We start from the raw sequence: 23,095 nt of genomic DNA on the forward strand, positions 1-23,095 counted from the left end.
GGGACAGGGCTGAAATGTGGAAGGGGAAGGGGTATGAGGCGTGCCGGTGACTGATGGATGATGCGAGCAGGGAGTTTCTGCAAAGGGGACTTCTTTTTGACATTGAGATAAATGAAAAGAACGTTATTTATTCCATTGGTGCTGTTTTGGGAGAAGCCACCTTCCAGTCTCAGCCAGGCAAAGCAGTGGACACAAAGACGTTGGCAGCTTTCAATGCCTTTGGTGAAAATGCGGAATATATCCTCGGCCATAATATCATTGAACATGATATCCTCCAGCTTAGACAGGTGTGTCCAACACTTACAGTTTTAGACAAGCCTGCAGTCGATACTCTCTATCTGTCCCCCCTTGCTTATCCGGCAAATCCATATCATCGATTGGTAAAAGACTATAAAATTGTACGGGATAGTATCAACGATCCGGTACAGGATGCAAAACTGGCAGGTTTGGTTTTTACCGAACAGTGGGAAGCTTTCCAGCACCAGCTGGCAAGAGGGGCGGAAACACCATTGTTTTATCGGAGTTTTCTGCATGAGGATGAAAAACTTGCCGGAACTGCAAATGCCCTGTCTGCGATGGGTATCCCTCTGCTTACCGGCGATGACTTGTATGAGTCGTTTGCTTGGTTTGCAGGCAAGCTAGCTTGTGCTACTGCCGTTGCGCAGCTGCTGGATCAGCTTTATGAAAAAGCAATTTCCCTGCCGGTACTCGCCTATGTTACTGCCTGGTTGTCTGTTGCGGGAGGGAATTCTGTGTTGCCACCCTGGGTACGGCACCATTTTTCGCAAATTTCGCCAATGCTGCACAAGTTGAGGGAAAATAATTGTGGGCAACCCTCTTGCACGTACTGTGCAACCCATCACAATCCTCATCATTTCCTTAAAAATTATTTCGGATTTGCATCCTTTCGTCCCTTGCCGGCAACCAATGAAGGCAAAAGTCTCCAGGAAGAGGTGGTAAAAGCAGGGGCTGCAAACAGTTCTCTTTTTGCCGTTTTGCCCACTGGTGGTGGTAAATCGTTATGCTATTTACTACCGGGCATCATGCGCTATCAACGGCGCAACATGCTGACCATTGTTATTTCTCCATTGCAGGCCTTGATGAAGGATCAGGTCGATAATTTCAGCAAGCAGACAGGAACCAAGATAGCAGTGGCACTCTACGGCATGCTGACCATGGTTGAACGTGGTGAAGTGCTGGATTTGATCCGTTGTGGTGATGCCGGCATCCTTTACGTTTCTCCTGAACAGCTGCGCAACCGTTCGCTTATCGAGACTATTAAGCAGCGGGAGATCGGAGCGTGGGTTTTTGATGAGGCCCATTGTCTTTCAAAGTGGGGGCACGATTTCAGACCGGACTATTTTTATGCGATTCGTTTTATTAGGGAGTTTGCCGTCAAGGGAAAAACCCGGATTCCTCCAGTGCAATGCTTTACGGCAACTGCCAAACAAGATGTAAAATCGGAAATCATCGACACTGTCCAGCGTGAGCTGGGTCTGCGGATGAATCAGTTTGCAGGCGGGCATGAACGAACAAACCTGCAGTATGAAGTGTATCCGGTTGATACGTATGGCAAGCAGCAGGTTGTTTTGGAGCTGTTGCAGACCCGTTACACCGGCAGCGGGAGTGTGGTCATTTATTGTGCCACCAGGAAAAATACGGAAAACTTGGCGGAATTTCTGCAAAACAATGGCTTTACGGTCGAGGCATTTCACGCTGGATTGGATAATTCACTGAAAAAGCGGCTCCAGGAGAGCTTTATTGAAGGAGAACTTCCGATAATCTGCGCGACCAATGCCTTTGGCATGGGGATAGACAAGGACGATGTTCGTCTGGTTATTCACGCTGATATTCCAGGCTCGTTGGAGAATTACCTGCAAGAGGCTGGTCGGGCGGGCCGCGACCGCCTGGAGGCCGAATGTATACTGGTTTTTGATGAACAGGATATTGAAAAGCAGTTTCAATTGGGGAGCATGTCGAGGCTGACCCGGCGCGAAATATGCCAGATGTTGCGTGGGATTCGTGCTGCTGCTAAGGGTGGGGTTGAGGTTGTTCTTACTGCCGGAGAGCTGTTGCGGCAGGAGGTTGTGGATATAGACCCGGACGAAGTTCCAGATCCCGACACCCGGGTGCGTACAGGGGTCGCATGGCTGGAGCGTGCCGGATTTCTTGAGCGCAATGAAAATAATACCAAGGTATTCCAGGGGAAACCCCGTGTTCGTAACCTGCATGAGGCTAGAGAGAAAATTGCTCAGCTGGGCTTATCTGCCAGGCAGCAGGAACGGTGGCTGGCTATTGTAGGTGCGCTGATGGAGGACCAGCGAACAGATGGGTTTAGTGCCGACGAGCTGGCAAGATTGTCTTCTTTTGCAGCCGACCAACGCGACAGCAAAGATGAGACCGAGACGCAGCGTGTTATCAAAACCCTTCAGGCAATGGAAGAACACGAACTGCTCTCAAAAGAAACGATGCTCAGCGCGTATGTGCGGTACAAGGTTTCCAACAGCGCCAATGTTCATTTGCACCGGGTGTGCAAGCTTGAGCAGGATTTTTTGAACGTCCTGGAAGAACAGGCGCCCGATGTGGAACCGGGTGTTGCCCTGGTGTTAGATCTGCGTCAAGTAAATCAACAGCTGTTGGACAAGGGGTATGAGTACAGTAATCCAGAGGTGCTGCAGCGAATTCTTCATGGTCTATGCCGGGATGGAAAAGGGCTGGCTTGCGATAAAGGGAGCGTTAAAGTCAACCCTACCGGCGGGCTACGTTTTAATGTGCTTTTAAACAGGGACTGGCAATCGCTCAAGGCAACGGTGAAACTTCGGCAGCAGGCTGCACATGCTTCACTGGAACAGATTCTTGCAACAATAAACCCCTCGGAAAAAGCAAATGCCAGCCTATTGGTCGAGTTTAGTTTAGAGCAGATTATAGATAGATTGAAAAATGATCTGTTACTGCGGCCTTCGCTTAAAAATCCACTGGCAGCAGCAGAACGAGCGGTGTTGTTTATGAATGAACTGGGCGTTCTGGACCTGCAACAGGGCCTTGCCGTCTTCAGCCAGGCAATGACTTTGCGGTTATATGCCGAGGCAAAAGGCAAGCGGTATTCAGTTGCTGATTTTGCCCCCCTGGAGACACATTACACGGAGCGTAATTTTCAGGTGCATGTGATGAATGAATATGCACGGCAGGCAATAGATAAAATCAGTACCGCCATGCGATTGGTTGCTTCTTATTTTAACGATGAAAAAGAAGAGTTTGTTAATCGGTATTTTCCTGGCAGGAAGAAGTTGCTTGAGCGGGCAACTAGTGAGCAGTCGTATCAGCGCATAGTAGATGATTTACAGAACAAGCAACAGGCAGCCATTGTGTCCGCGCCTGCTGAAAGGAATATGCTGGTTTTGGCCGGGCCGGGAGCAGGGAAAACCAGAGTGGTTGTGCACCGGGTTGCCTTTTTGTTGCGGGTGAAACGAGTACAACCTCAGGCCGTTTTGGTGCTCTGTTTTAACCGCAGTGCAGTCATGAGTTTGCGTAGGAGATTGCGTGATTTGGTTGGTAATGAAATGGCCAGGGTTACAACCCTTACCTTCCATGGTCTGGCGCTTCGTTTAACCGGCAGGTCTCCTGCTGTGGCAGCAAAAGAAAACGGTGATGATGGTGCTGGTTTTTCTGAGATGATTCGGGAGGCGATCCAGCTGCTTCGCGGCGAAACCGATGTGCTGGGCTTTGGAGACGGATCGCCGTGGGATACTCTTGTCGGCAAGTTCAGTCACATTCTGGTGGATGAATACCAGGATATTGATGAGGAGCAATATGAGCTTGTGTCGCTACTGACCGGGAAGATGGCCAAGGAGCATGACCGGCAAATGACCATTATGGCTGTCGGCGACGATGACCAGAATATTTATCGTTTTCGAGGCGCGAATGTGGGATTTATCCGGAGATTCCGCAAGGATTATACGGCGGAGATCCATTATCTTGTTGAAAATTACCGATCCACTGCCAATATCATTGCTGCTTCCAATTGTCTGATTGAGCGGAATGATGACCGGATGAAAACCGAGCACCCAATCAAGGTTAATCAGGCAAGAGCAAGTCTGCCTCCAGGCGGTAATGTAGGCGTAAATGACCCTGTTGGTATGGGAAAAGTGCAAGTTTTGGAGGTCGCCGATCAAAGAGCGCAGGGGTATGGTTTGCTGGAGGAGATCAAACGTCTGCAAAGTGTTGAAAGTGATTTTGATTTGGCCGGCTGTGCAATTCTGGCGCGTGAGTGGAAAGAGCTGGATGGTGTTCGTTCCATTTTTGAAGCAGAAAACCTGGATATTAATCTGTATTGGGGACGAACTGAAGGCTTTCCAACACTGACCAGGATTCGCGAGCATGCAGAGATGCTGGATTTTTTACGATGTCGTCGTCTCCAATCGTTAAAGGGGAGTGACCTGCTTTGCTTGCTGCCGGAGACAACTGCGGACGATAATCTCTGGCATCAAAACCTAAGGGAGCTGATCAATGAGTGGATTAATGAAACTAGTGATAATGAACAGCCCGTTGCAGACATAGAAGAGTATCTGTATGAGTGCTTTGCTGATCAGAGACGTTCCAGAAACCTTGGCAACGGCATATTCTTATCGACAGTTCACTCGGTAAAAGGGTTGGAGTTCGATCATGTGTTTATGCTTGGCGAAAACTGGCAGCAAAAGCAGGGAGAGGAAATGGAGGAAGAGCGCAGGCTATATTATGTCGGCATGTCCAGGGCACGTTTTACGCTCCATCTCTTTGCAGTGCAAGGTGTTTTCAATCCCCATGTTGCGGTGCTGGAGGGACATTTTTTATTGCGGAGAAAATTGTTTCCGACTTTGCGGGACAAGTCTACTGAGAAGCGATATGTGGTGCTGGGGATGAAAGATGTCTTTATCGATTTTGCCGGAGTGAAACAGGAAAATCACCCGTCCAGAAGGGCTGTGGAGAAGTTGGAAGTGGGGGCACGGTTGCAACCGGTTTTACAGGATATGCAGATAGAGCTGCTGGATAAAGACAATATACCTGTTGCTCGTCTCGCTCAATCTGCGCGAGATAAGTGGTGTGAGCGTTTGCACCAGGTTCAGGAGGTGAGAGTGGTTGCTGTTGTTAAGCGTTATAGAGAGGAGATCGCTGATCCTGCATTTAAGGCGAGGTGCAAGGGCGAAACCTGGGAAGTTCCGGTGGTTGAATTCTGCTATGTAGGAAACCGACAAATGTGTTGGTGAACTTGCAGGGAAGCTACATCCAGGCATGAAAAGAGAGGCGTGTTCAATGTTTAACCCTGATTTTTCATCAGAAATTCAGGTTGGGCAGCTTGTTTGTTATTGTCTTAGGGCCGCTTTTTTTCAGCTGCTCTTTGTTGAAGCTCAAGAATAAAGAGGCGGCCGTAGTCACAAGCTGCCACAAAACTGAGCAGGGTGGCAGCCCAAAGTATTGGTGCCATACCCTCGGTTGTAAGTGACAGGGTGAGCAGTACTGTAAACTGAGCGGCTGTTGCCGTTTTTCCAGACCATCGTGCTTCCATTTTTTGAAAAGATTTCCACGATCTGATACAGGCGGCATACACCGCTGTAAACGCGACTAGGATATCGCGCATCACAAGCAGAGGCACCCACCAGAAGGAAAACCTGCCACTACCGGCGAGGGTGAGCAGGGCAATGAGGACGAACAGCTTGTCGGCAACGGCGTCCATAATTCCACCCAGCCAGCTCTGCACTTGCCAGCGTCTGGCAAGCCACCCATCAAGGATATCGCTACCTCCGCCTATGAGGATCAGCCAAAACCAATATGCTGCCGGAAAAAAAGGGAAAAAAGCAGCAAGGGCAAGCCGGAGCGATGAAAGCAAGTTAGGGATAAAACGTATGTATCTGTTTGTCATAGAACAACTCCATGGCATGTCTGCAATTAACACTGCGATAATGAAGGAATCGCCTGTGGTGCTGGGGCGGAACATACAGGTATCGTTTTTTTACTTGCAGGGCACCACAGCTGGCTGTTGACCTATAATGGCAATTTTGTCATCTTGTTAATTGATATTCTTAGCTTTTTTTCGTCATTTGTGCAAGTGACACTATTTGCGCGATTATTTTACAACAGATCCCGTCGGATGAAGAACAAGGGGGAACGCAAAGGAGGGTGTGAGTGAGGCGCAGGAGTTTTCACGTTACCAGAGTTGCCAGCTGCCGGTAAGAGCAATATATGCTGCAAGGGAAAGGTTGGTAATTCCATGGGCAACAATGCAGGCAATCAAGTCTTTTTGTTTGATCAGTAAAAAAGACATTAACAAGCCATAAGCGATCGCTGCCGGCCACTCAGGTATCCCGTGTCCGATCATGAAGACCAGGGTGGAGATGATAACCGCCATCCATGACCACTCTCCAGGTTTAAGGTCGTTGATGGAACGTTCGTGGAGAGCTGTGTAGAGGGGATCATCAATTTTTTCCCTGCGGCATTGGTCCCACTGAAGGGCCAGACGAAACGCAAAACCACGAATCATAAGCTCTTCAAACACAGGAACAAGCAAGCCCGCAGAGACTACACGTAAGGCAAAACCGCCGGCTGACCAGGGGGTTGCTTCTGCAGCTTCAGTAAAAGGAAGAAGGAGGAGAATCCACGCGGCGCAACCTACTATGCCGAAAACTCCTCCTTGCAGCATTGATGATAAAAAGGACTTGCTTCCGCCAAGCGGGATGTACCAGCGCCAGCCCCAGATAAGCAGGCCTGTTGCAGCTATAATACGAAGAATATAATTTATCTCATCGGAAACAACATCGCCGAGCAGTGAAGCAATGATCACATACGCAAAATAGGGTGCTGCGTACGGAAGCAGTAGACTGCGGTTTTCAATCATTGTTGATCAGGTGTGTCTTCGGGAGCATCATCAGCGCTGTTACGTACCTTTTTTTTTTCTTTTTCAGCATAAAGTTTTTCCCGTTTACGGGTACGGATAAAATCAATCACAGCCCAAGGGAGCAGGATCCCACCTGCAATTCTGTTGAACAAGAGATGTTCCTGCATGTTTGGGTCAGTCGACAACCAGCCGTCATAGAGGCACCATAGTCCAAAAAATGCTAGAATAGCGGGGAATACAAATGGGCCAATCTCAGGTGGTTTTACTTTAGGAGCCATATTTTGCCCTTGGTGAATTTAAACGGGATTATTGCATGGGGAAACTATGCAATAATTGTACTGGTTTTATAGCATGTGTCTGTTTTGTGCCACAATCCACTCTGTGGGAGAGAGACAGGGTGTTCTTGGGAGGTCTTAAAGACGTTTTCGTCATTTTTTTACATAAAATCGGAAAATATTTTCCGGTTTTTCGCTTTAAAATAAAGAGGATAGTTAGCATTAGTCTTATTTCATACATTGTTGCTATTCAGCAGCACTTCAACTCTCCACTCTCTGCCCGACCAGCATATCGATGGGGCGAAGTCGGAGTTTATCAGCTATTGGGTCAACCTGTGGCCATTTGGAGCACTGCTGAAAAATTACAGCTCGGGGGAGATTGACAGTTTTTCGATATTCGCTGAATGGTTACTGTACATTTATGCTACTGTAAGACAAGAAAGTCTGCAACCACCCCTGGTATGATATTTTATGAGTTTATCCATTTTCAGGTGAACAACTCCATGAAATCAAAAAAAACGCACATCCATTTACCACTGCATATTGTTATTGCTGCATTTTTCACCACGCTGATCATCATCTTTGGCTCCATCCTGGGGTGGTACAACTATAAAGAAACAGCAGAGCTGTTACTCGACGCTTCTCAAGAGGTATTCAATCAGGTGAATAAGGAGTTAAGCCTGGATTACATTGGAACATATAAGCCTGTTGCAACTGCAGTTCTCATCATCAGCAACACCGATTTAGTTGAGGCTGAAACCCTTGATGAACGCTTACTTTATCTGCCTATGTTACAAGCAACGCTGCAGGAAGCACCCCATCTATCAGGGCTTGAGGTTGGATACCCCAATGGAGACTATTTTATTGTTCGTCCTTTGAACTTTGAATATATGCGTACCCGTTTTCATGCACCTGACATGGCCGCACTGGTGGTAGATAATGTACATACAGCAACTGACGGTGTCAGATATCAACAACGTTTCTGGTACAATCAATCATTGCAGGAACTGCAGCGAACCGTTTTAGAGAAAACCTCCTATGACCCACGCGTTCGTCCCTGGTATACCATTGCTCGTGATGATAAAAAGGTGCACAGTACAGATCCTTATTTGTTTCATTTTATAGATCAGGTCGGATTTACAATCTCTTATAAATCCCAACCCTCAGGCGCTGTCGTAGCCGGGGATGTGACCCTGATTCAGCTTTCTGAAACCTTGGCCGGCCACAAAATGACAGAACATTCGGAGATCGTGATTTTATCAGAAGACGGTTTTGTGGTTGCCTACCAAGATTCTCAAATGCTGCAAAAAAAATCCAATGACAAAGAGCATGCGTTGCCCAGGGTAGAAGAACTGCAGAGCGACGTGTTGTCCTATGCCAAGCAGACAGTTAATTTTGACGACCAGGTTGTGGACTTTGCTTTTCAGGGTGAACGTTGGTTGGGAGGAATCCGCGAGCTGGATAACCTACTCGAGAGTTCCGGGTATTATCTGGCTATGCTCTCCCCTGAAAAAGAGTTAATGGCCGAGGCGATACGTATTCAAATGAGAGGAGCCTTGATCATTCTGGTTCTTATTATTATCACCGGTCCGATTTCGCTGGTCATGGCAAGATTGATTGCAACTCCACTACGTAGGCTTGCCGTCCGAGCGAAAAGAATCAGTAATTTTGATTTTTCTCTGCAGGATGCAGAAGGTTCCACTGTGATAGAGGTTGATGAGCTTTCCAAAGTAATGAGTTTGATGCAGACAACTATCAGCCAGTTTACTCTGCTGATCAACTCTTTGGCCAGCGAACAGGATTTTGACGCTCTGTTGGCAACTATTACCAGTGAAAGCCTTCATATATGTAAGGCGGATGCTGCTGTCACTTATCTTGTCAATGAAGCGGGTAATCAATTGGTGCCAGGAACGATTTATGATCGACAAGGGAGTTGTCAGGAGTGTGAAGGGGTAAAAGGTATTTCTCTCTCCAAGCAATCAGCCATGGCAAAAGTGCTGCGCACAGGCAATTTGGAAATCCGAACTGTGGATGCTGATGAAAGCGGAGAATTTGCGCCGGTTTTTTCGAATATTTCAGCTCCGTCAATGGATGTATTCATGCTTCCTCTTCGCAACAGGCAAAAAGAAGGCGTAGGCGTGTTGTGTATCTGTTACGGAAGGACAGACGAGCAGAACGTTTCTATTGAAAAAGATCAAGTAGCCTTTGCTGAAGCAATTTCAGGATTTGCAGCAGTGACATTGGAAAGCCGCAAGATGTTGAAAATGCAAAAGCAACTACTCGATTCATTTATTGTGCTTCTTGCCGGTGCTATTGATGCCAAGTCTCCCTATACAGGGGGGCATTGTCAGAGGGTGCCGGTGTTGACCAAACTGCTGGCACAAAAAGCCTGTGAATGCAGCGTTGGTACTTTTGCCGATTTCACTATGGACGCCGAACAGTGGGAGGCACTGCATATAGCCACCTGGCTTCATGATTGCGGCAAGGTAACCACGCCTGAGTATGTTGTCGATAAGGCAACAAAACTTGAAACCATTTACGATAGAATTCATGAAATACGGATGCGATTTGAAGTGTTGAAAAGGGATGCTCATATAGAGTATTGGGAGCAAGTTCACGCTGGGGGGAATAAGGAGCTTCTTTATCAGAATTTAGAGGAGCAGTGGCAGGTTCTTGATAAAGAATTTGCTTTTGTTGCCGGATGCAATCTCGGCGGTGAATTTTTTGCAAACGAGGATAAAGAGCGGTTGCAGAAAATAGCAGGCCGTAAGTGGCAGCGCACCATAGATGACCGAATTGGTATCAGCTGGGAAGAACTACAGCGTAAGGAACGGACCAAAGCTTCACTTTTACCGGTAACTGAATACCTGCTTGCAGACAAGGAAGAGCATATTGTTGAGCGAACCAAAAACCAGAAAATATGCAAGGAAGATGATTGTGGTTTTGTGGTGAAAACTCCGAAGTACCTTTATAATAGAGGTGAACTCTATAACCTTTCGGTGAAACGAGGAACGCTGACCAACGAGGAACGCTACAAGATTAATGATCATATCGTGCAGACCATTATCATGTTGAAAAAACTTCCTTATCCAAAACACCTGCAGGATGTCCCCGATATAGCTGGTGGACACCATGAAAAGATGGATGGCACAGGTTACCCTCGTCAGTTGGACTCGAGCCAATTGTCTGTTCCTGCAAAAATGATGGCTATCGCAGATATTTTTGAGGCGCTTACAGCATCGGATCGGCCATATAAAAAAGCAAAAAAATTAAGTGAAGTAATACAGATAATGAGCACCATGGAACAGGAAAAACATATTGATTCGAATTTGTTCAAACTGTTTCTTGCCAGTGGCGCTTATAAGGAATATGCAGATAAGTATCTCCTGCCTGAACAGATTGATTCTGTGGACCTGCAGAACTATGTAAAAACTGGGAACGCGTAAACGCAAACGCCCGGCTTTTGCCGGGCGTTTGTATGAGGATTGCTCGCTGTTATTTCATAACAGGTATCGGTCTTTTTTCTTTGTTGATGTATTTAACAAATACCGGGAAGGCGACAAAAAAGGATACACAGATCAGGTATTCAATGCCTTTGATATGGGTGTAATAATCAACCAGAGTGTGCAATGGCTTCATCATGCCTGTTGCCAGCATGTATTGCCGCATCAGCTCGCTGACCTGCCAGTTAACTTGATTCAAGGCTCCTATAAAGGCTGCAGAGACCCAAAGCATAAGTAAAGCGCTGGAAGCAAGCATTATACCTGTGGTTAATTTTCTTGTTTTAGCTGTTGTTGCCATTTTTCGTTTCTCCTGTGAACTATTGTTGAGTCAAGATAGATTGTTGAGTCAAGGTCGATGTATTATCCAAAGATTGCAGTTATGTAACCCCTGATCAGGTTACCGGTTCCACTGCTTGCCAATCCGCCAACAAGACAGGCAAGTGCCCAGATTCCAACCAAGCCTGCCATGGTCATCACAGTGATCAGTGAGAATTTTGAGGTTTCTTGAGTAACGTTTACCTTGGTTTCATGGTTTTTCAGAACTTGCGTTGTCATGATTTTTTCCTCAATGTTTATGGGCTTTTATATGGCCTTTCTTGTTTTCTTTACTTTTTATACTGCATATGTGGTGCCAATGTTAGAGACGCACTAGTAAAAAGGCAAGTTTCTGTTCAATATGTTGAAAATATTGCAATAATTTTCTCTTGTGGTTTTAAGTGAAGGGGTGAGCAGTATGCTTCGATAGTGTTGCATGCTACAGTTTGAACGACAGCTGTGTTGCAGCAATGTGTGGTATTTTAGTGTGTGTTGCACAAGTGTGGCGAAAGCCCACGCTGCCTCTTGTTGTCCTCTATTTGTCAGAAAAGAGAGGAGAAATATTTTTTAATAGTGTTTTTTTGAGGGGGGAATTAATTTCAGGCTCATACAGTTATAGATCATGAGATACAATATTTAACAAAATGTTCACCGAAGGTTAGTACATGCGTCACCATCTTTTTCGGCATTTAGTATTTCTGCAGTAAATGGTAATCGAAGAATCCGGTAGTCTACTGTGATTCACTACCAAAAAATTGGAACCCGGCACCACCTGACCTGATGAGACATCAGGGGGAGGCGGGCAAAATGTCAGAGAGTGGCATGAAAGTGATGGGGTGAAAAATAGAAAAGCGGAGTGCATAAAACATAAATACCCGGCCGAAGCCGGGTATTTATAAGAGAAGGTGTTCCTTTTACTTCATAACTGAACAGGAACGGGTCTTTTTTCTTTGTTGATGTATTTGACGAATACCGGGAAGGCAACGAAAAAGGATACACAGATCAGGTATTCAATGCCTTTGATATGGGTATAATAATCGACCAGAGTATGTAAAGGTTTCATCATGCCTGTTGCCAGCATGTATTGCCGCATAAGCTCGCCAACTTGCCAGTTAACTTGATTCAAGGCTCCTATAAAGGCTGCTGAGACCCAAAGCATAAGTAAAGCGCTGGAAGCAAGCATTATACCTGTGGTCATTTTTCTTGTTTTACTTGTTGTAGCCATTTTTCGTTTCTCCTGTGAACTATTGTTGAATCAAGATAGATTGTTGAGTCAAAATCGATGTGTTATCCAAAGATTGCTGTGATGTAACCTTTGATCAGATTACCGGTACCACTGCTTGCCAATCCGCCAACAAGACAGGCAAGTGCCCAGATTCCAACCAAGCTTGCCATGGTCATCACAGTGATCAGTGAGAATTTTGAGGTTTCCTGAGTAATGTTTACTTTGGTTTCATGTTTTCTGAGAACTTGAGTTGTCATGGCTTTTTCCTCTATGTTTATGGGCTCTTATCTGGTTTTTTGTTTTCTTTACCCTTGACTTTGCATCTGTGATGCCAAAATGAAATAGACGGCCGGGTAAAAGTAAATATTCGTGTAAGATGCTGAAAATATAAGAATAATTTTTGTGGATGGGCTTGGGCGAAAGGGGTGAGTCTATGCTGCGCTAGTGTTGCATGCTACAGTTTGGACAACAACTATGTTGCAATAAAGTGTTGCTCTATAGAGCGTGCCGCACAAATGTAGTGAAGGGGTGGAAACCTTTCTTGTCCTGTAACTGTCAGTAAAGATGAGAGAAAATATTTTTGGTGGAAAGGTTAAATTCTTTTGTAACTTGTATTTAGCGAAGATCTACAAACCGCCAATCTATTCCGAACTGTAATTGCCCAAGAGTCGTCCACTTCGGAGGATGGTGTTACAGTGCATCTTTCCTCCAAGCAGGCTGGGTACATGTAGAGTGTCTTGAAAGCGTAGAAAACTCGTTCAGATTCGAGAGGAGTCAGGAATTTTACAACAGGCGTGCCGCTACTGTCGTGCTCTACGCTTATCTGTTTTGCTACCAGAAACTTTGAACCAGGCACTACCAGACCTGATAAGACATCAGGGGGAGTCGAGCCAAATATCAGAGAGTGGTATGAAAGTGATGGGTTGAAAAATGGAAAAAGTGGAGGGGGTAAAACAAAAATACCCGGCCGAAGCCGGGTATTTGCAAGGGAAGGTGCTGCTTTTACTTCATAACAGGAACAGGTCTTTTTTCTTTGTTGATGTATTTGACGAATACCGGAAAGGCAACGAAAAAGGATACACAGATCAGGTATTCAATGCCTTTGATATGGGTGTAATAATCGACCAGAGTGTGTAACGGTTTCATCATGCCTGTTGCCAGCATGTATTGCCGCATAAGCTCACTGACTTGCCAATTAACCTGATTCAAGGCTCCTATAAAAGCTGCTGCGACCCAAAGCATGAGTAAAGCACTGGAAGCAAGCATGATACCGGCTGTCATTTTTTTTGTTGTAGCCATTTTTCGTTTCTCCTGTGAACTATTGTTGAATCAAGATAGATTGTTGGGTCAAAATCGATGTATTATCCAAAAATTGCTGTGATGTAACCCCTGATCAGATTACCGGTACCGCTGCTTATCAATCCACCAACAAGACAGGCAAGTGCCCAGATTCCAACCAAGCTTGCCATCGTCATCACTGCGATGAGTGAAAATTTTGAGGTTTCCTGAGTAACGTTTACTTTGGTTTCATGTTTTTTGAGCACTTGAGTTGTCATGGCTTGTTCCTCTATCTTTATGGGCTGTTAGATGCTAATCGTTTTCTTTACCTTTGATTTTGCATCTGAGGTGCCAAAATAGAAAAAAGAGAGAAAAAAGGGCTGTTAACCTGTAACATGCTGGAAATTTGAATTAAATTTCTCTTTTAGGCTGAGGGTGGTAGGGGGCACGCCTACAACATTTGTGAGGTACACTACAGGTCGCGCAGCAACAGTGTTGCAATAAAGTGTGGCAACAGCTGCTGCTGTAAGCTGTCTGTCCTGTAACTGTCAGTAAGGAAGGGATAAACTCAAGGTATGGGGAAGAAGTTCTTTTTTGCCGTGAAGAGTAAGGTCACCATGGTTTTGTTGCATTAATTGTGTGCAGTAGTCAAGAGATGGCCAAATTGGGTGATTTTGAAGGGTTGCGATATCCCATGATTTGGCGGAGTTAGTGTACTGGATAGAGAGTTGTTGCTTCTCTGGATCTTGGGAACAGGCGATTGAGATCGATTTCTTGTTCGCGGAGGCATCCTGTAGCAGAGACGTTCTTCCGAGTTGGAGAATGGTAAGTGTTATCAGCCAAAGGGTATTAATCGGTGTTTTAATGGTACAGTCGTTTGGACAATCGATAAGTAATTCAATGGACTCGCTCTGTAGAGGTTTTGTAAAAACTGCTGAAATTCCCTTGATAAATGTATTGAGCGTAGTGCCTGTTCCTGTGCTTTGATATTTACCTCCTGCGAGCAGCATGTTTGCCGCAAGTCTGGCTATTTTTTTCTCCTCAACCAGCATGTTGTCGAGAATTTTTATAGCTTCTGGTCGAGTCTTGACCTGTTCTGAGAGGTCGATTAATTGCTGCGTATAGTTGATTGTTCCATTTATAAGGTTGGTAATACTGCTGGCGAACTCGTTGCAGACAGCTCCAGAAGCGGTATAGCAATAACGTTGAAAGTGTTGTGGGGCCGTTATGGCTTCCGGCTGTGTCAGTAATTCCTGTTGTCGATTGGCAAAAGAAAAAGTGTGATTGAGCATGGTGGACAGGAACTCAAGATACTCAGGCGGAAAGGTATCCGTTAAAGGACTATAAATGGCGATGACAATTTTGGGGGTACCATTGTTCAGTAATGGAAAGGATATGCTGGTACCGACTTGGTGGTATTGATCGTCAAAGTCTCCAAGTTCAACAGGGAAAGAGGAAATGTTAAATTGCTGCTCAACAAGGTGTTCTTTTTGTAAACTCTGCCAGACCGGCTGAAAGATATGACCATCTTTCTCGCAATGTACAAGACTTTCTTTAAGCGCTTGGAGGCATACTTTTCGGGAGACACTACTCTCACTGCAGCATAGGGGGAGCAGGATATTTTTTTCGTCATGAACACCTATCCAGACAAAGGTGAAATCAGGGTTGGTGATCAATGCATCACATATTTTTTGCTGTAACTGGGTCGTTGTTACTTGGGCACCAATGGAAACCGCCAACGGCTTGAGAGAAAGGACGACGTTTGATAAACGTTCCTGGGTGGTCATAACATTGGAAACTTTGCAAGTAAGGTCATCCAGGGTGTATTTGGCTTTTTCTTTGTGTAATGATTCCTGCTGGTCTTGGTTAAAGGAAACATTGACGAGACGGACCAGCGAAGGGCCGATATAACGGCTCAGGGTGTAAAGTAAGGTGCAGCTGAGAACGAAAAAGAGACCAAGAATACCGATAATGATATTGTGCAGTCCCTGGAGAATAGCCTGGGTATAATCACTAAGCGATATGCGAAAGCTTTGCAGCCGGTTGTTGATGGTATTGAGTTGCTGAATGAGGGAAATCTTTTTTTCTCTTAGTACGGCAGGGTTATCCTGCATCATTTGTAAGTCGGCAACAAGAGCGACATAATCTTCTCTGGAAGCGAGACCATTTTTAAGGGAATCGGCAACCAGGGTATTTGTTTTCAACTCGCCGGTCATGGCATTGAGTTGTTCAAATTTCTCGCTAACTCTCGAAACATTGACTTGATTAGTGCCGCCAACCAGTGATTCGCTTAAATATTTTTGGAGTGCGGTGAATTCGAACAATAATTTATCACTGGTAGCTACGGCATTGGTGCATTGACTATAGAGTATATATTGACGGGAACCCAGAACAAGTACTCCCAGCAGAAGTATAAGGATGCAGCCGGTGAGAATAGGGAAAATCCTTTTTATCGGTAATGAGGAAAAAAAAGAATAAAACATGCTTGAAGTGTTTCCAGCGCTTCCGCGTAGTTTGAGTTAAAGGCAATCTTGAAAGCTTTTTTTCGATCTTTGTTCAGCGTTTTTACGTACAGCGGCACACTATGCGTAGACTTGAGCATAATTCATATGCCTGTAGTCAAAAAATGTCTAGGTTTTGATTAAAAAAAGACTCAAGATATCCAAAAGAATAAGCCCGGAACAGTGATTGTCTGTTCCGGGCTCTAGTATTTACTTCGATGATTCGTACATTATTTGTCGCCCTTCCATTCATACAGAATTGGAAGCCGGTACAGGATAAAGCGATAGACCATGAAGTAGATAGCAAAGATCGTACATGTTACCCACACTTCTTGCCAGCGAGGTACTTCCTGATATAATTGCCAGTTAAAGCCGATAAGAGCGGTATTGAGACGGTTCCAAATAATCCCAAGTACGCTTATAAAGGCTGCTAGGCGAACCAGGTTAGGCAAATAGTTTTTGACGCCGATGGTAAACAGGAAAAACGGCAAAATGACGCCAACAGCTATTTCCAGCATAAAGTAATTGCCCCAACCGGTCAAAAGGTAGGCCCATTCATTGTCATGGGCGATTCCAACCACCTTGATCACCAGATAGGTGATGATGGCATAAGAGCACCCCTTGCCAAGTTTTACCGTCAAGTCGTCTATATTGTTGAGGAATCGTTCGTCACATCTCCAGGTCATGAATCGTTTACACAGCGTGCTGACAACTATAACCATTGAGAGGCCTGCAAAAATTGCTGAACAAAAGAAATGTATCCAGATAAAGTTAGTTGAGAGCCACAGGGGGTGAACTTTCGTCGGCGCATAGGTGAACAAGGCTCCTAGCGCACCCTGATGCAAGGTGGAGAGAATAATACCGGCAATGGTCAACCCTATGGTAATGGACTTGATAAATCGTTTTCCTTTGAGCCAGCCTATCCATTCGAAATAGGCGGGCAGGATTTCCGCTATCTGTACCGAGAGATAAGTAGCAACATGCCACGCAACTAAAAAGAGGACGGCTGCGGGCCCCAGAGAGACAAACATTGGATAGGGCAAGCGCCAGGGCATGCCAAGGTCAACTTCCAGATAGACAACAGCAAAAAAATAGCCAAGCAGGCCGTTGAGCAACGCAAGTCTTTCGATGGGTACAAAGTCCTTACGGCCAAATATTTCAACGGTGGTGCCCAGTAAAAAACCGGAAGCGGAAAGAGGGACCATGCCAAACAGGCCGAAACCAAGGAAAAGGCCCCAAGGATAATCATTTGAGCTATGGGTGACGGTATCCAGTCCAAAAAGGTAACGGATTATAATTAATGGAATGCCGACCCCGAGCAGGACAAACAGAAACCAGTTAACCGGGTTTCTTTTCAGCATTGTTTTATATTCTTCAGGGCTTAATCCCAGGAGAATTTTTTCTTTAATTAACCATAAGGTACCATCATTGCGGTTATGGTCCACAATAGGTATCTCTTGGGATGTTTGGGCCATTTTTTTCATTTTTCTGTCTCCCCCTCTGTCTGCTGCTGTTTTTTAATGCCATCTTTCCGTGTTGCCAGGAGATGTATTCCTGCAAACAGGGCGGGCCAAATTGTTAACACCATGGGTACAATAGCAAGGAAATCCTTTACAAAATTAAGGATAGGTTCCTTGGGAACTGAAGTGTCAAAGCCTACTTTTTCAAAATCAACTGGAGAGAGATACATCCATGCCGTTCCTCCTGCCTCGTGTTCACCGTAAATATGGTCAACATACTGATCCTTGTTTTCGCGGATACGTTGGTGGCCGATTCGGATGAGTTCTTTACGGTGGCCGAATGTAAGGGCTTCCTGAGGACAGGCCTCTACACATGCAGGAGGCTGACCGTTTTTGAGGCGTGTATCGTAACAAAAGATACATTTCATGATACGGGGGTTAAAAGCGCTGGAATACCTGAAGGCAGGAATGTAAAATGGACAGGCCACCATGCAGGTTCTGCAGCCTACGCATACTGATGCGTCATAAATTACAGCTCCTTCAGGTGTTTTGGTATACGCATTAACAAAACAAGAAGTCAGGCAAGCAGGCTCCTGACAATGGTTACATTGAATTTTCCGAAACAGGGGATGGTCTATTTCCGGGACATCGTATCTGTTGACCACTGTATACCGCGTTTCATCGGTTCGCCGTTTTTGGCCGTGGTGCATTTCGTCAAAGACCGAAAAGTCGTTGAAGGGTTTCTCAGGTGCGGGAAGATTTTGTTCTTCATTACATGCAGCCTCGCAGCTTCTGCAGCCGACACATCGTGACAGGTCGACCAGGACACCCATGGATTCGGGATAACCTTCAAAATCCTTGGCCATAGCCTTTTGGGAGCGACCTACGGATACGGCAGCTGCAGATCCAGCCAGACTTCCTTTGAGAAAGGTTCTGCGATTAAGTAACTTTTTCATTGTTCATTACCACTGGTTGTATTTTCAGGACATCGCCTGCTCATTATTCATGTGCGTCTTTTTTTGAGCCTGCCTTAGGCGGGACAATTGATACCTGAAACTGTTTTTTGCCTTTTTCCGTCATGGCATGGCAGTCCTGGCATCCTGTTGGTCCATCTACTTCTTCATGACAACCAACGCAGTTGAGGTGATAGGCACCCTTTAACCCAGGTTTGTCTATGTGGTAAAGATCGGGATTGCTTCTTTCCTTAAGGTCTTGAGGAGAAAACCTTTCAGCGCTGTGGCATTCACCGCAGGATATGCTGTCTGTTTCTTCAGACGTGGCATGGCAGCGCAGGCAGTTGGGATCTACAGGCTGCTGACCGGTTGTATGATGATGGCATTCAACACATTCCGCTGCATCTACGTGCATCGCATGATCAAAGGTGACAGGCTCGTAGAGGTCTGAGAGTGCATCCAGTTCTACAACCTCTGGAGCATCTTCGGCGTCTAAGGCAAATGATTGGTTGGGGTACAGGGCACCAATAGCCATCATTATCATGATGGATAGTGTTGCCATGAGTGTACTGCGCATTGTGGTTCCTCCTGCTTTTTTTGATAAATATACAATCAAGAAGTTGACGATTAACTCCTCTTTCCTGACAGCTCTAGTTCAACCTTCCTCTCTCTTACGTAACTGCGAAAGACAATATCCACCTCTTCCGCATCCATGGTTTCATTGATGAGAAGAGCTTCTGCAAATTTATGGAGAAATTTATTGTGCTTGCGGAGAATTTTTTCTGCTTCTTCGTAGCACTCAGAAATAACGGAAGTTATTTCATTATCAATTTTTTCGGCAGTCACTTCGCTGTAAGGTTTACTGCTGCCGGCATGGCTGAGAAAACTTTCGTTTTCCATACGATATGAGATTGGGCCAATGGAGGAGCTCATGCCCCATTCGCAAACCAGCCGGGTGGCAATTTCGGTTGCCATGGTAATATCGTTACTCGCGCCGGTTGTCAGCCGATTGAAAACAAGCGTTTCTGCGACTCTGCCACCGAGAAGGGTTTTTATTCGGTTAACCAGATATTCTCGTGAGTAGGTGTGTTGATCGTCAAGGGGAAGATGTTGAGTGAGCCCCATGGCTCTTCCGCGAGGAATGATGGTAATTTTGTGAAGGGGGTCGGTTTCCTCAAGCATCATGCCGACAATCGCATGACCGGCTTCGTGGTAAGCAGTAACACGACGGTTTTGTTCAGAGACAACAATACTTTTTTGTTCAAGGCCCATAATGATTTTGTCTTTTGCTTCTTCAAAATCAATTAATTCAACTTTCTTTTTGTTTTTTCTTCCGGCCATGAGTGCAGCCTCATTGACTAGATTGGCAATTTCCGCTCCACTAAACCCTGGAACTGAACGAGCAATGGCGGCCAGGTCAATGCTCTTGTCCATGGCAATTTGTTGTGCGTGTACACCAAGAATTTTGGTTCGCCCTTTTACATCGGGCAGAGCAATGGTGATCTGCCTATCAAATCTTCCCGGCCTCATTAAGGCAGGGTCGAGGATGTCTGGTCGATTGGTTGCTGCAACAACAATGACAGCTTTGTCCGAGCTGAATCCGTCCATCTCAACCAGGAGTGCATTGAGGGTCTGTTCGCGTTCATCATTGGCTCCGGTGGCTGTATTGCCGGATCTTTTACCGCCGATGGCGTCTATTTCATCGATGAATATGATGCAAGGAGCACTTCTTTTTGCCTCGGCGAAAAGGTCACGTACCCTTGATGCGCCAACACCGACAAACATTTCAACAAAATCAGATCCTCCTAAAGAGAAAAAAGATACCGATGCTTCTCCGGCAATTGCTTTAGCAAGCAAGGTTTTTCCAGTACCCGGAGCGCCTTGAAGTAAAACCCCCTTAGGGATTTTGGCGCCTAGTCGGCTATATTTTTCGGGTTGTTTGAGGAATTCGACTATTTCAAGAAGTTCCACTTTGGCCTCGGAAATCCCGGCAACATCTCGAAAAGTGACTCGATCGCTTTTTACTGGAGTAAAACGGGAATGCCGGCCAAGATTAAATGCAGAAGAGCTGCCCGAGGATTTCCTTTTAAATACAAGCCAGGCACCGTAAAGCATACTCATGGGAAGAAGGAACTTGAAAAAAGTGACAATTCCTTTTTCTGCTTCAGGCTCAGCGGATATATGAATATTTTTTTCGAGAAGTTGAGGCAGGAGTGAGGCGACGTCCGGTGCGTAGGAACTGAATTTTTTTCCTGAAGCATACTCTCCGGTTACTTGAGAACCACGCAGATGAACGTTGATGATTTCGCCTTGCTGCAGGGAGGTAATAAATTCAGTGTAAGTTTGCTCTGGAGGCGTTATTTCGCGAAGGTAGACGTTGTATCCAAGAAGAATAACGCATGCGATGGTAAAGATGAGGAGGCCAAGCTGTATTTGGTTTTTCATCAAGATTGTCTGCCTTCATACCCTCCCTGTTTGTATATATACAAGGAACAGGGATCGATGGTTATTTTCTTCACACGGTAGTTTTGATGCCTGACCGCGAAACATTTTTATACTTGAAGTAGAATGGCGGTCGTATGGCTGAACGTTAGAACTTGGACAACTGTTGCACAGGCAATGCCACAGCGTAGAAAACTGTGGTTTTTTTCGTTAACTATATTAAAACATTGAATATTTTTTTTTAGCTGGCAAGGCGGCAGCTTCCACTGCACTGTAGTTCAGTTGTCTTTTTATCTTGCTGAAATTAGGTCTTTATACTTGAAGTGGTTTTGTGTTGAAGAAGCTGAAGAGAGTGAGAGCGGTGATGCGGAATGAAGAGGAGAGAGTCTGCACTGTTGCAACACAAGTGTTGTTTTTACAACACTTGTGTTGCAGCACATGTGTGGCATCTCTACATGTCGAGTCGGGAAAGGTCCAGGTTGAATTCTTTGATTTTGCGATACAACGTGGTGCGATCAATCTGGAGCAGCCGTGCTGCTTTAGCCTTGTTGCCACCGGTTTTCTTTAAAGCAAGCATGATTCGATCTGCTGCTGAGAGGTCTGAGTCTGGAAAAGCCGGTTGAATATTTTGCGGCGCAGGTTCCTGCTCAGGCAGTGTAGGTTCATGAGCTATAGTTGCCTGGTCTGAGTAATCAACAATTTCCGGAGGTAACTCAGTGGTCGAGATAGATGGCCCTTCACAGAGAACACATGCTCTTTCAATTACATTTTTGAGTTCTCGTACGTTGCCTGGCCAGGGGTAATTATATAGTTTTTCCAGAGCCTGGTCGGAAATGCCGTTGATGGATTTAGAAATTTTGGGAGCAATTTTTTCGATAAAATAATTAGCCAGCAGGGTAATGTCCTTCCCTCGTTCCCTGAGGGCAGGGAGCATGACATCTATCACGCGCAGCCTGAAATAGAGGTCCTCCCGAAACTCGCCTTTATTCACTTTTTCCTTAAGATCCACGTTAGTAGCGGTAATGACCCGTACGTCTACTGTTATGGGGGTGTCTTGGCCGACAGGATAAAATGTGCTTTCCTGGAGAAAACGGAGCAGTCGAAGTTGCATCATGTGTGAGATGTCGCCGATTTCGTCGAGAAACAGTGTGCCGCCGTCAGCCTGAAGGATTCTGCCCATCCGGTCACGATCAGCTCCGGTAAAAGACCCTTTTCGATGGCCAAAAAGTTCGCTTTCGAGCAGATTCTCGGGAATTGCAGTGCAGTCAACTTTAATAAGAGGCCTGTTTTTGCGATGGCTTTCTTGATGGAGGGCTTCTGCTGCAAGTTCTTTTCCTGTCCCTGATTCGCCGGTAATAAGGGCGGTAAGGTCAACCCTTCCCACATTCTCAATCATTGTGTATGCAGCCTGCATTACATCGCTTTCGCCAATAAAGCGGTGGAAGGAGCTCCTTCTTCCAGTCGCTATCGACTCCGGATTGGACATGTCCCGAATAACAACCACTATTCCGTCTGGGCTTCCGGCAGCTCCCTGCAGGGGTGCTGTACACACACTCAGTACTTTCACCTGGTTGCTTGTGGTGTGACACTCTTGCCGGTGCTGGGTAATTTCCACACCGCTTTTCAAGACCTTGAGCAAATCATTTTTGAACGGTTCGTATTCTTTTTTTGCACACAGGGCGGCAATGGTTGAATTGTCAACCGGGCCTGTATGCAGCTCGTTAAAAAGGAGTCGTGCTGCCGGATTCATGTCCATAATCCGAAGATTTGCATCAACTGTAATAATGCAGTCAGTCACACTTTTAAAAACAGTTTCGAGAAAGACTCGGTACCTTTCTTTTTCCTGCTCTACCGCTTTTTTTTCCTGCTCAAGTTGTTGTTGTTTAAGGGCCAGGCGAGCAATTTTAAGGAGCGTGTCCTTTTCGACCGGTTTGGGGATATAGTCAAAGGCTCCGAGTCGAACAGCCTCGGCAGCTGTTTCTACGTTGGGGTACCCGGTAATCATAACAACCGGGCAATCAATATTTTTCTCTCTGATGGAACGTAAAAAGTCGATTCCGGAATGACTGCCAAGCACTATGTCGCTGATAATAAGATCAAAATTGTATTTGTCTAGTTCACTGATTGCTTCATCGTATGACTGGGCGGTAACAACAGGTGCATACCCTTGGTTTCGTAGGAAAAATTGAAAAGTGTCGCGCAGGCTTTCTTCGTCATCGACCACCAGAATGGCTGTCTGCTGTTGTGTTTGCTTCTCAAGCATTGAGTGTTCTCC

At 45.7% G+C, this 23,095-nt stretch carries 17 protein-coding genes; 2 read left to right on the forward strand and 15 right to left on the reverse strand.

Features of this window, described 5'->3' with window-relative positions; translation table 11 throughout:
* The first annotated feature begins 53 nt into the window (after positions 1–53).
* Positions 54–5,243, forward strand: a complete 5,190-nt coding sequence (locus ACHZCY_RS14135) for a RecQ family ATP-dependent DNA helicase (protein ID WP_319549344.1) — start codon at positions 54–56, stop codon at positions 5,241–5,243.
* A 104-nt stretch (positions 5,244–5,347) separates the two neighbouring features.
* On the opposite strand, the gene ACHZCY_RS14140 is transcribed toward ACHZCY_RS14135, so the two are convergent.
* The 3 genes from ACHZCY_RS14140 to ACHZCY_RS14150 form a co-directional block, all read right to left on the reverse strand.
* Positions 5,348–5,896: a CDP-alcohol phosphatidyltransferase family protein gene (locus ACHZCY_RS14140; protein ID WP_319549345.1), complete on the reverse strand. Its 549-nt coding sequence runs from the start codon at positions 5,894–5,896 to the stop codon at positions 5,348–5,350.
* Positions 5,897–6,181: 285 nt separating this feature from the next.
* Positions 6,182–6,868, reverse strand: a complete 687-nt coding sequence (locus tag ACHZCY_RS14145) for a CPBP family glutamic-type intramembrane protease (RefSeq protein WP_319549346.1) — start codon at positions 6,866–6,868, stop codon at positions 6,182–6,184.
* The gene (locus ACHZCY_RS14150) at positions 6,865–7,146 is read right to left on the reverse strand and encodes a hypothetical protein (protein ID WP_205222097.1); all 282 of its coding nucleotides are present in this window, start codon (positions 7,144–7,146) and stop codon (positions 6,865–6,867) included. Before ACHZCY_RS14150 ends, ACHZCY_RS14145 begins: the two co-directional genes overlap by 4 nt.
* A 500-nt stretch (positions 7,147–7,646) precedes the next feature.
* Here ACHZCY_RS14150 and ACHZCY_RS14155 point away from each other — a divergent pair, with 500 nt between their 5' ends.
* Entirely contained in the window at positions 7,647–10,589 is a 2,943-nt protein-coding gene (locus ACHZCY_RS14155) for an HD domain-containing phosphohydrolase (protein WP_319549347.1), read from the forward strand.
* Between the two features lie 49 nt (positions 10,590–10,638).
* Here ACHZCY_RS14155 and ACHZCY_RS14160 read toward each other — a convergent pair whose 3' ends face one another.
* From ACHZCY_RS14160 to ACHZCY_RS14215, 12 genes are all read right to left on the reverse strand, one after another.
* Positions 10,639–10,944, reverse strand: coding sequence for a hypothetical protein (locus tag ACHZCY_RS14160; RefSeq protein ID WP_319549348.1), 306 nt, complete (start codon positions 10,942–10,944; stop codon positions 10,639–10,641).
* A gap of 62 nt (positions 10,945–11,006) precedes the next feature.
* A complete protein-coding gene (locus ACHZCY_RS14165; RefSeq protein WP_205222095.1) occupies positions 11,007–11,201 on the reverse strand; it encodes a hypothetical protein in 195 nt (64 codons plus the stop codon).
* A 679-nt stretch (positions 11,202–11,880) separates the two neighbouring features.
* On the reverse strand, positions 11,881–12,186 hold the full coding sequence (locus ACHZCY_RS14170; RefSeq protein WP_319549349.1) for a hypothetical protein: 306 nt from the start codon (positions 12,184–12,186) through the stop codon (positions 11,881–11,883).
* Positions 12,187–12,248: 62 nt separating this feature from the next.
* Positions 12,249–12,443 carry a hypothetical protein gene (locus ACHZCY_RS14175; protein WP_205222093.1) on the reverse strand — a complete coding sequence of 65 codons (195 nt, stop codon included), beginning with the start codon at positions 12,441–12,443 and terminating at the stop codon, positions 12,249–12,251.
* 745 nt (positions 12,444–13,188) lie between these two features.
* Positions 13,189–13,485, reverse strand: a complete 297-nt coding sequence (locus ACHZCY_RS14180) for a hypothetical protein (protein ID WP_205222092.1) — start codon at positions 13,483–13,485, stop codon at positions 13,189–13,191.
* Between the two features lie 62 nt (positions 13,486–13,547).
* Positions 13,548–13,742, reverse strand: coding sequence for a hypothetical protein (locus tag ACHZCY_RS14185; RefSeq protein ID WP_205222091.1), 195 nt, complete (start codon positions 13,740–13,742; stop codon positions 13,548–13,550).
* A gap of 270 nt (positions 13,743–14,012) precedes the next feature.
* Complete coding sequence (locus ACHZCY_RS14190) at positions 14,013–15,947, reverse strand: GAF domain-containing protein (RefSeq protein WP_205222090.1); 1,935 nt, start codon at positions 15,945–15,947, stop codon at positions 14,013–14,015.
* A 248-nt stretch (positions 15,948–16,195) separates the two neighbouring features.
* Positions 16,196–17,449: a polysulfide reductase NrfD family protein gene (locus tag ACHZCY_RS14195; RefSeq protein ID WP_205222089.1), complete on the reverse strand. Its 1,254-nt coding sequence runs from the start codon at positions 17,447–17,449 to the stop codon at positions 16,196–16,198.
* Complete coding sequence (locus ACHZCY_RS14200) at positions 17,446–18,381, reverse strand: 4Fe-4S dicluster domain-containing protein (RefSeq protein WP_205222088.1); 936 nt, start codon at positions 18,379–18,381, stop codon at positions 17,446–17,448. The genes ACHZCY_RS14195 and ACHZCY_RS14200 overlap by 4 nt, the downstream gene beginning before the upstream one ends.
* Positions 18,382–18,424: 43 nt before the next feature.
* The gene (locus ACHZCY_RS14205; RefSeq protein ID WP_205222087.1) at positions 18,425–18,955 is read right to left on the reverse strand and encodes a cytochrome c3 family protein; all 531 of its coding nucleotides are present in this window, start codon (positions 18,953–18,955) and stop codon (positions 18,425–18,427) included.
* 50 nt (positions 18,956–19,005) lie between these two features.
* The gene (gene ftsH / locus ACHZCY_RS14210) at positions 19,006–20,823 is read right to left on the reverse strand and encodes an ATP-dependent zinc metalloprotease FtsH (RefSeq protein WP_205222086.1); all 1,818 of its coding nucleotides are present in this window, start codon (positions 20,821–20,823) and stop codon (positions 19,006–19,008) included.
* A gap of 448 nt (positions 20,824–21,271) precedes the next feature.
* Complete coding sequence (locus tag ACHZCY_RS14215) at positions 21,272–23,083, reverse strand: sigma-54 dependent transcriptional regulator (protein ID WP_319549350.1); 1,812 nt, start codon at positions 23,081–23,083, stop codon at positions 21,272–21,274.
* Positions 23,084–23,095 lie beyond the last annotated feature (12 nt).

Source organism: Desulfogranum marinum, assembly GCF_963675105.2.
Taxonomy (GTDB): domain Bacteria; phylum Desulfobacterota; class Desulfobulbia; order Desulfobulbales; family Desulfobulbaceae; genus Desulfogranum; species Desulfogranum marinum.

Excerpts from the sequence above, each read along its gene's own strand:
- ACHZCY_RS14135 (WP_319549344.1), top strand. The coding sequence starts at position 54 with ATGGATGATGCGAGCAGGGAGTTTCTGCAAAGGGGACTTCTTTTTGAC.
- ACHZCY_RS14140 (WP_319549345.1), bottom strand. The coding sequence starts at position 5,896 with ATGACAAACAGATACATACGTTTTATCCCTAACTTGCTTTCATCGCTC.
- ACHZCY_RS14145 (WP_319549346.1), bottom strand. The coding sequence starts at position 6,868 with ATGATTGAAAACCGCAGTCTACTGCTTCCGTACGCAGCACCCTATTTT.
- ACHZCY_RS14150 (WP_205222097.1), bottom strand. The coding sequence starts at position 7,146 with ATGGCTCCTAAAGTAAAACCACCTGAGATTGGCCCATTTGTATTCCCC.
- ACHZCY_RS14155 (WP_319549347.1), top strand. The coding sequence starts at position 7,647 with ATGAAATCAAAAAAAACGCACATCCATTTACCACTGCATATTGTTATT.
- ACHZCY_RS14160 (WP_319549348.1), bottom strand. The coding sequence starts at position 10,944 with ATGGCAACAACAGCTAAAACAAGAAAATTAACCACAGGTATAATGCTT.
- ACHZCY_RS14165 (WP_205222095.1), bottom strand. The coding sequence starts at position 11,201 with ATGACAACGCAAGTTCTGAAAAACCATGAAACCAAGGTAAACGTTACT.
- ACHZCY_RS14170 (WP_319549349.1), bottom strand. The coding sequence starts at position 12,186 with ATGGCTACAACAAGTAAAACAAGAAAAATGACCACAGGTATAATGCTT.
- ACHZCY_RS14175 (WP_205222093.1), bottom strand. The coding sequence starts at position 12,443 with ATGACAACTCAAGTTCTCAGAAAACATGAAACCAAAGTAAACATTACT.
- ACHZCY_RS14180 (WP_205222092.1), bottom strand. The coding sequence starts at position 13,485 with ATGGCTACAACAAAAAAAATGACAGCCGGTATCATGCTTGCTTCCAGT.
- ACHZCY_RS14185 (WP_205222091.1), bottom strand. The coding sequence starts at position 13,742 with ATGACAACTCAAGTGCTCAAAAAACATGAAACCAAAGTAAACGTTACT.
- ACHZCY_RS14190 (WP_205222090.1), bottom strand. The coding sequence starts at position 15,947 with ATGTTTTATTCTTTTTTTTCCTCATTACCGATAAAAAGGATTTTCCCT.
- ACHZCY_RS14195 (WP_205222089.1), bottom strand. The coding sequence starts at position 17,449 with ATGAAAAAAATGGCCCAAACATCCCAAGAGATACCTATTGTGGACCAT.
- ACHZCY_RS14200 (WP_205222088.1), bottom strand. The coding sequence starts at position 18,381 with ATGAAAAAGTTACTTAATCGCAGAACCTTTCTCAAAGGAAGTCTGGCT.
- ACHZCY_RS14205 (WP_205222087.1), bottom strand. The coding sequence starts at position 18,955 with ATGCGCAGTACACTCATGGCAACACTATCCATCATGATAATGATGGCT.
- ftsH (WP_205222086.1), bottom strand. The coding sequence starts at position 20,823 with ATGAAAAACCAAATACAGCTTGGCCTCCTCATCTTTACCATCGCATGC.
- ACHZCY_RS14215 (WP_319549350.1), bottom strand. The coding sequence starts at position 23,083 with ATGCTTGAGAAGCAAACACAACAGCAGACAGCCATTCTGGTGGTCGAT.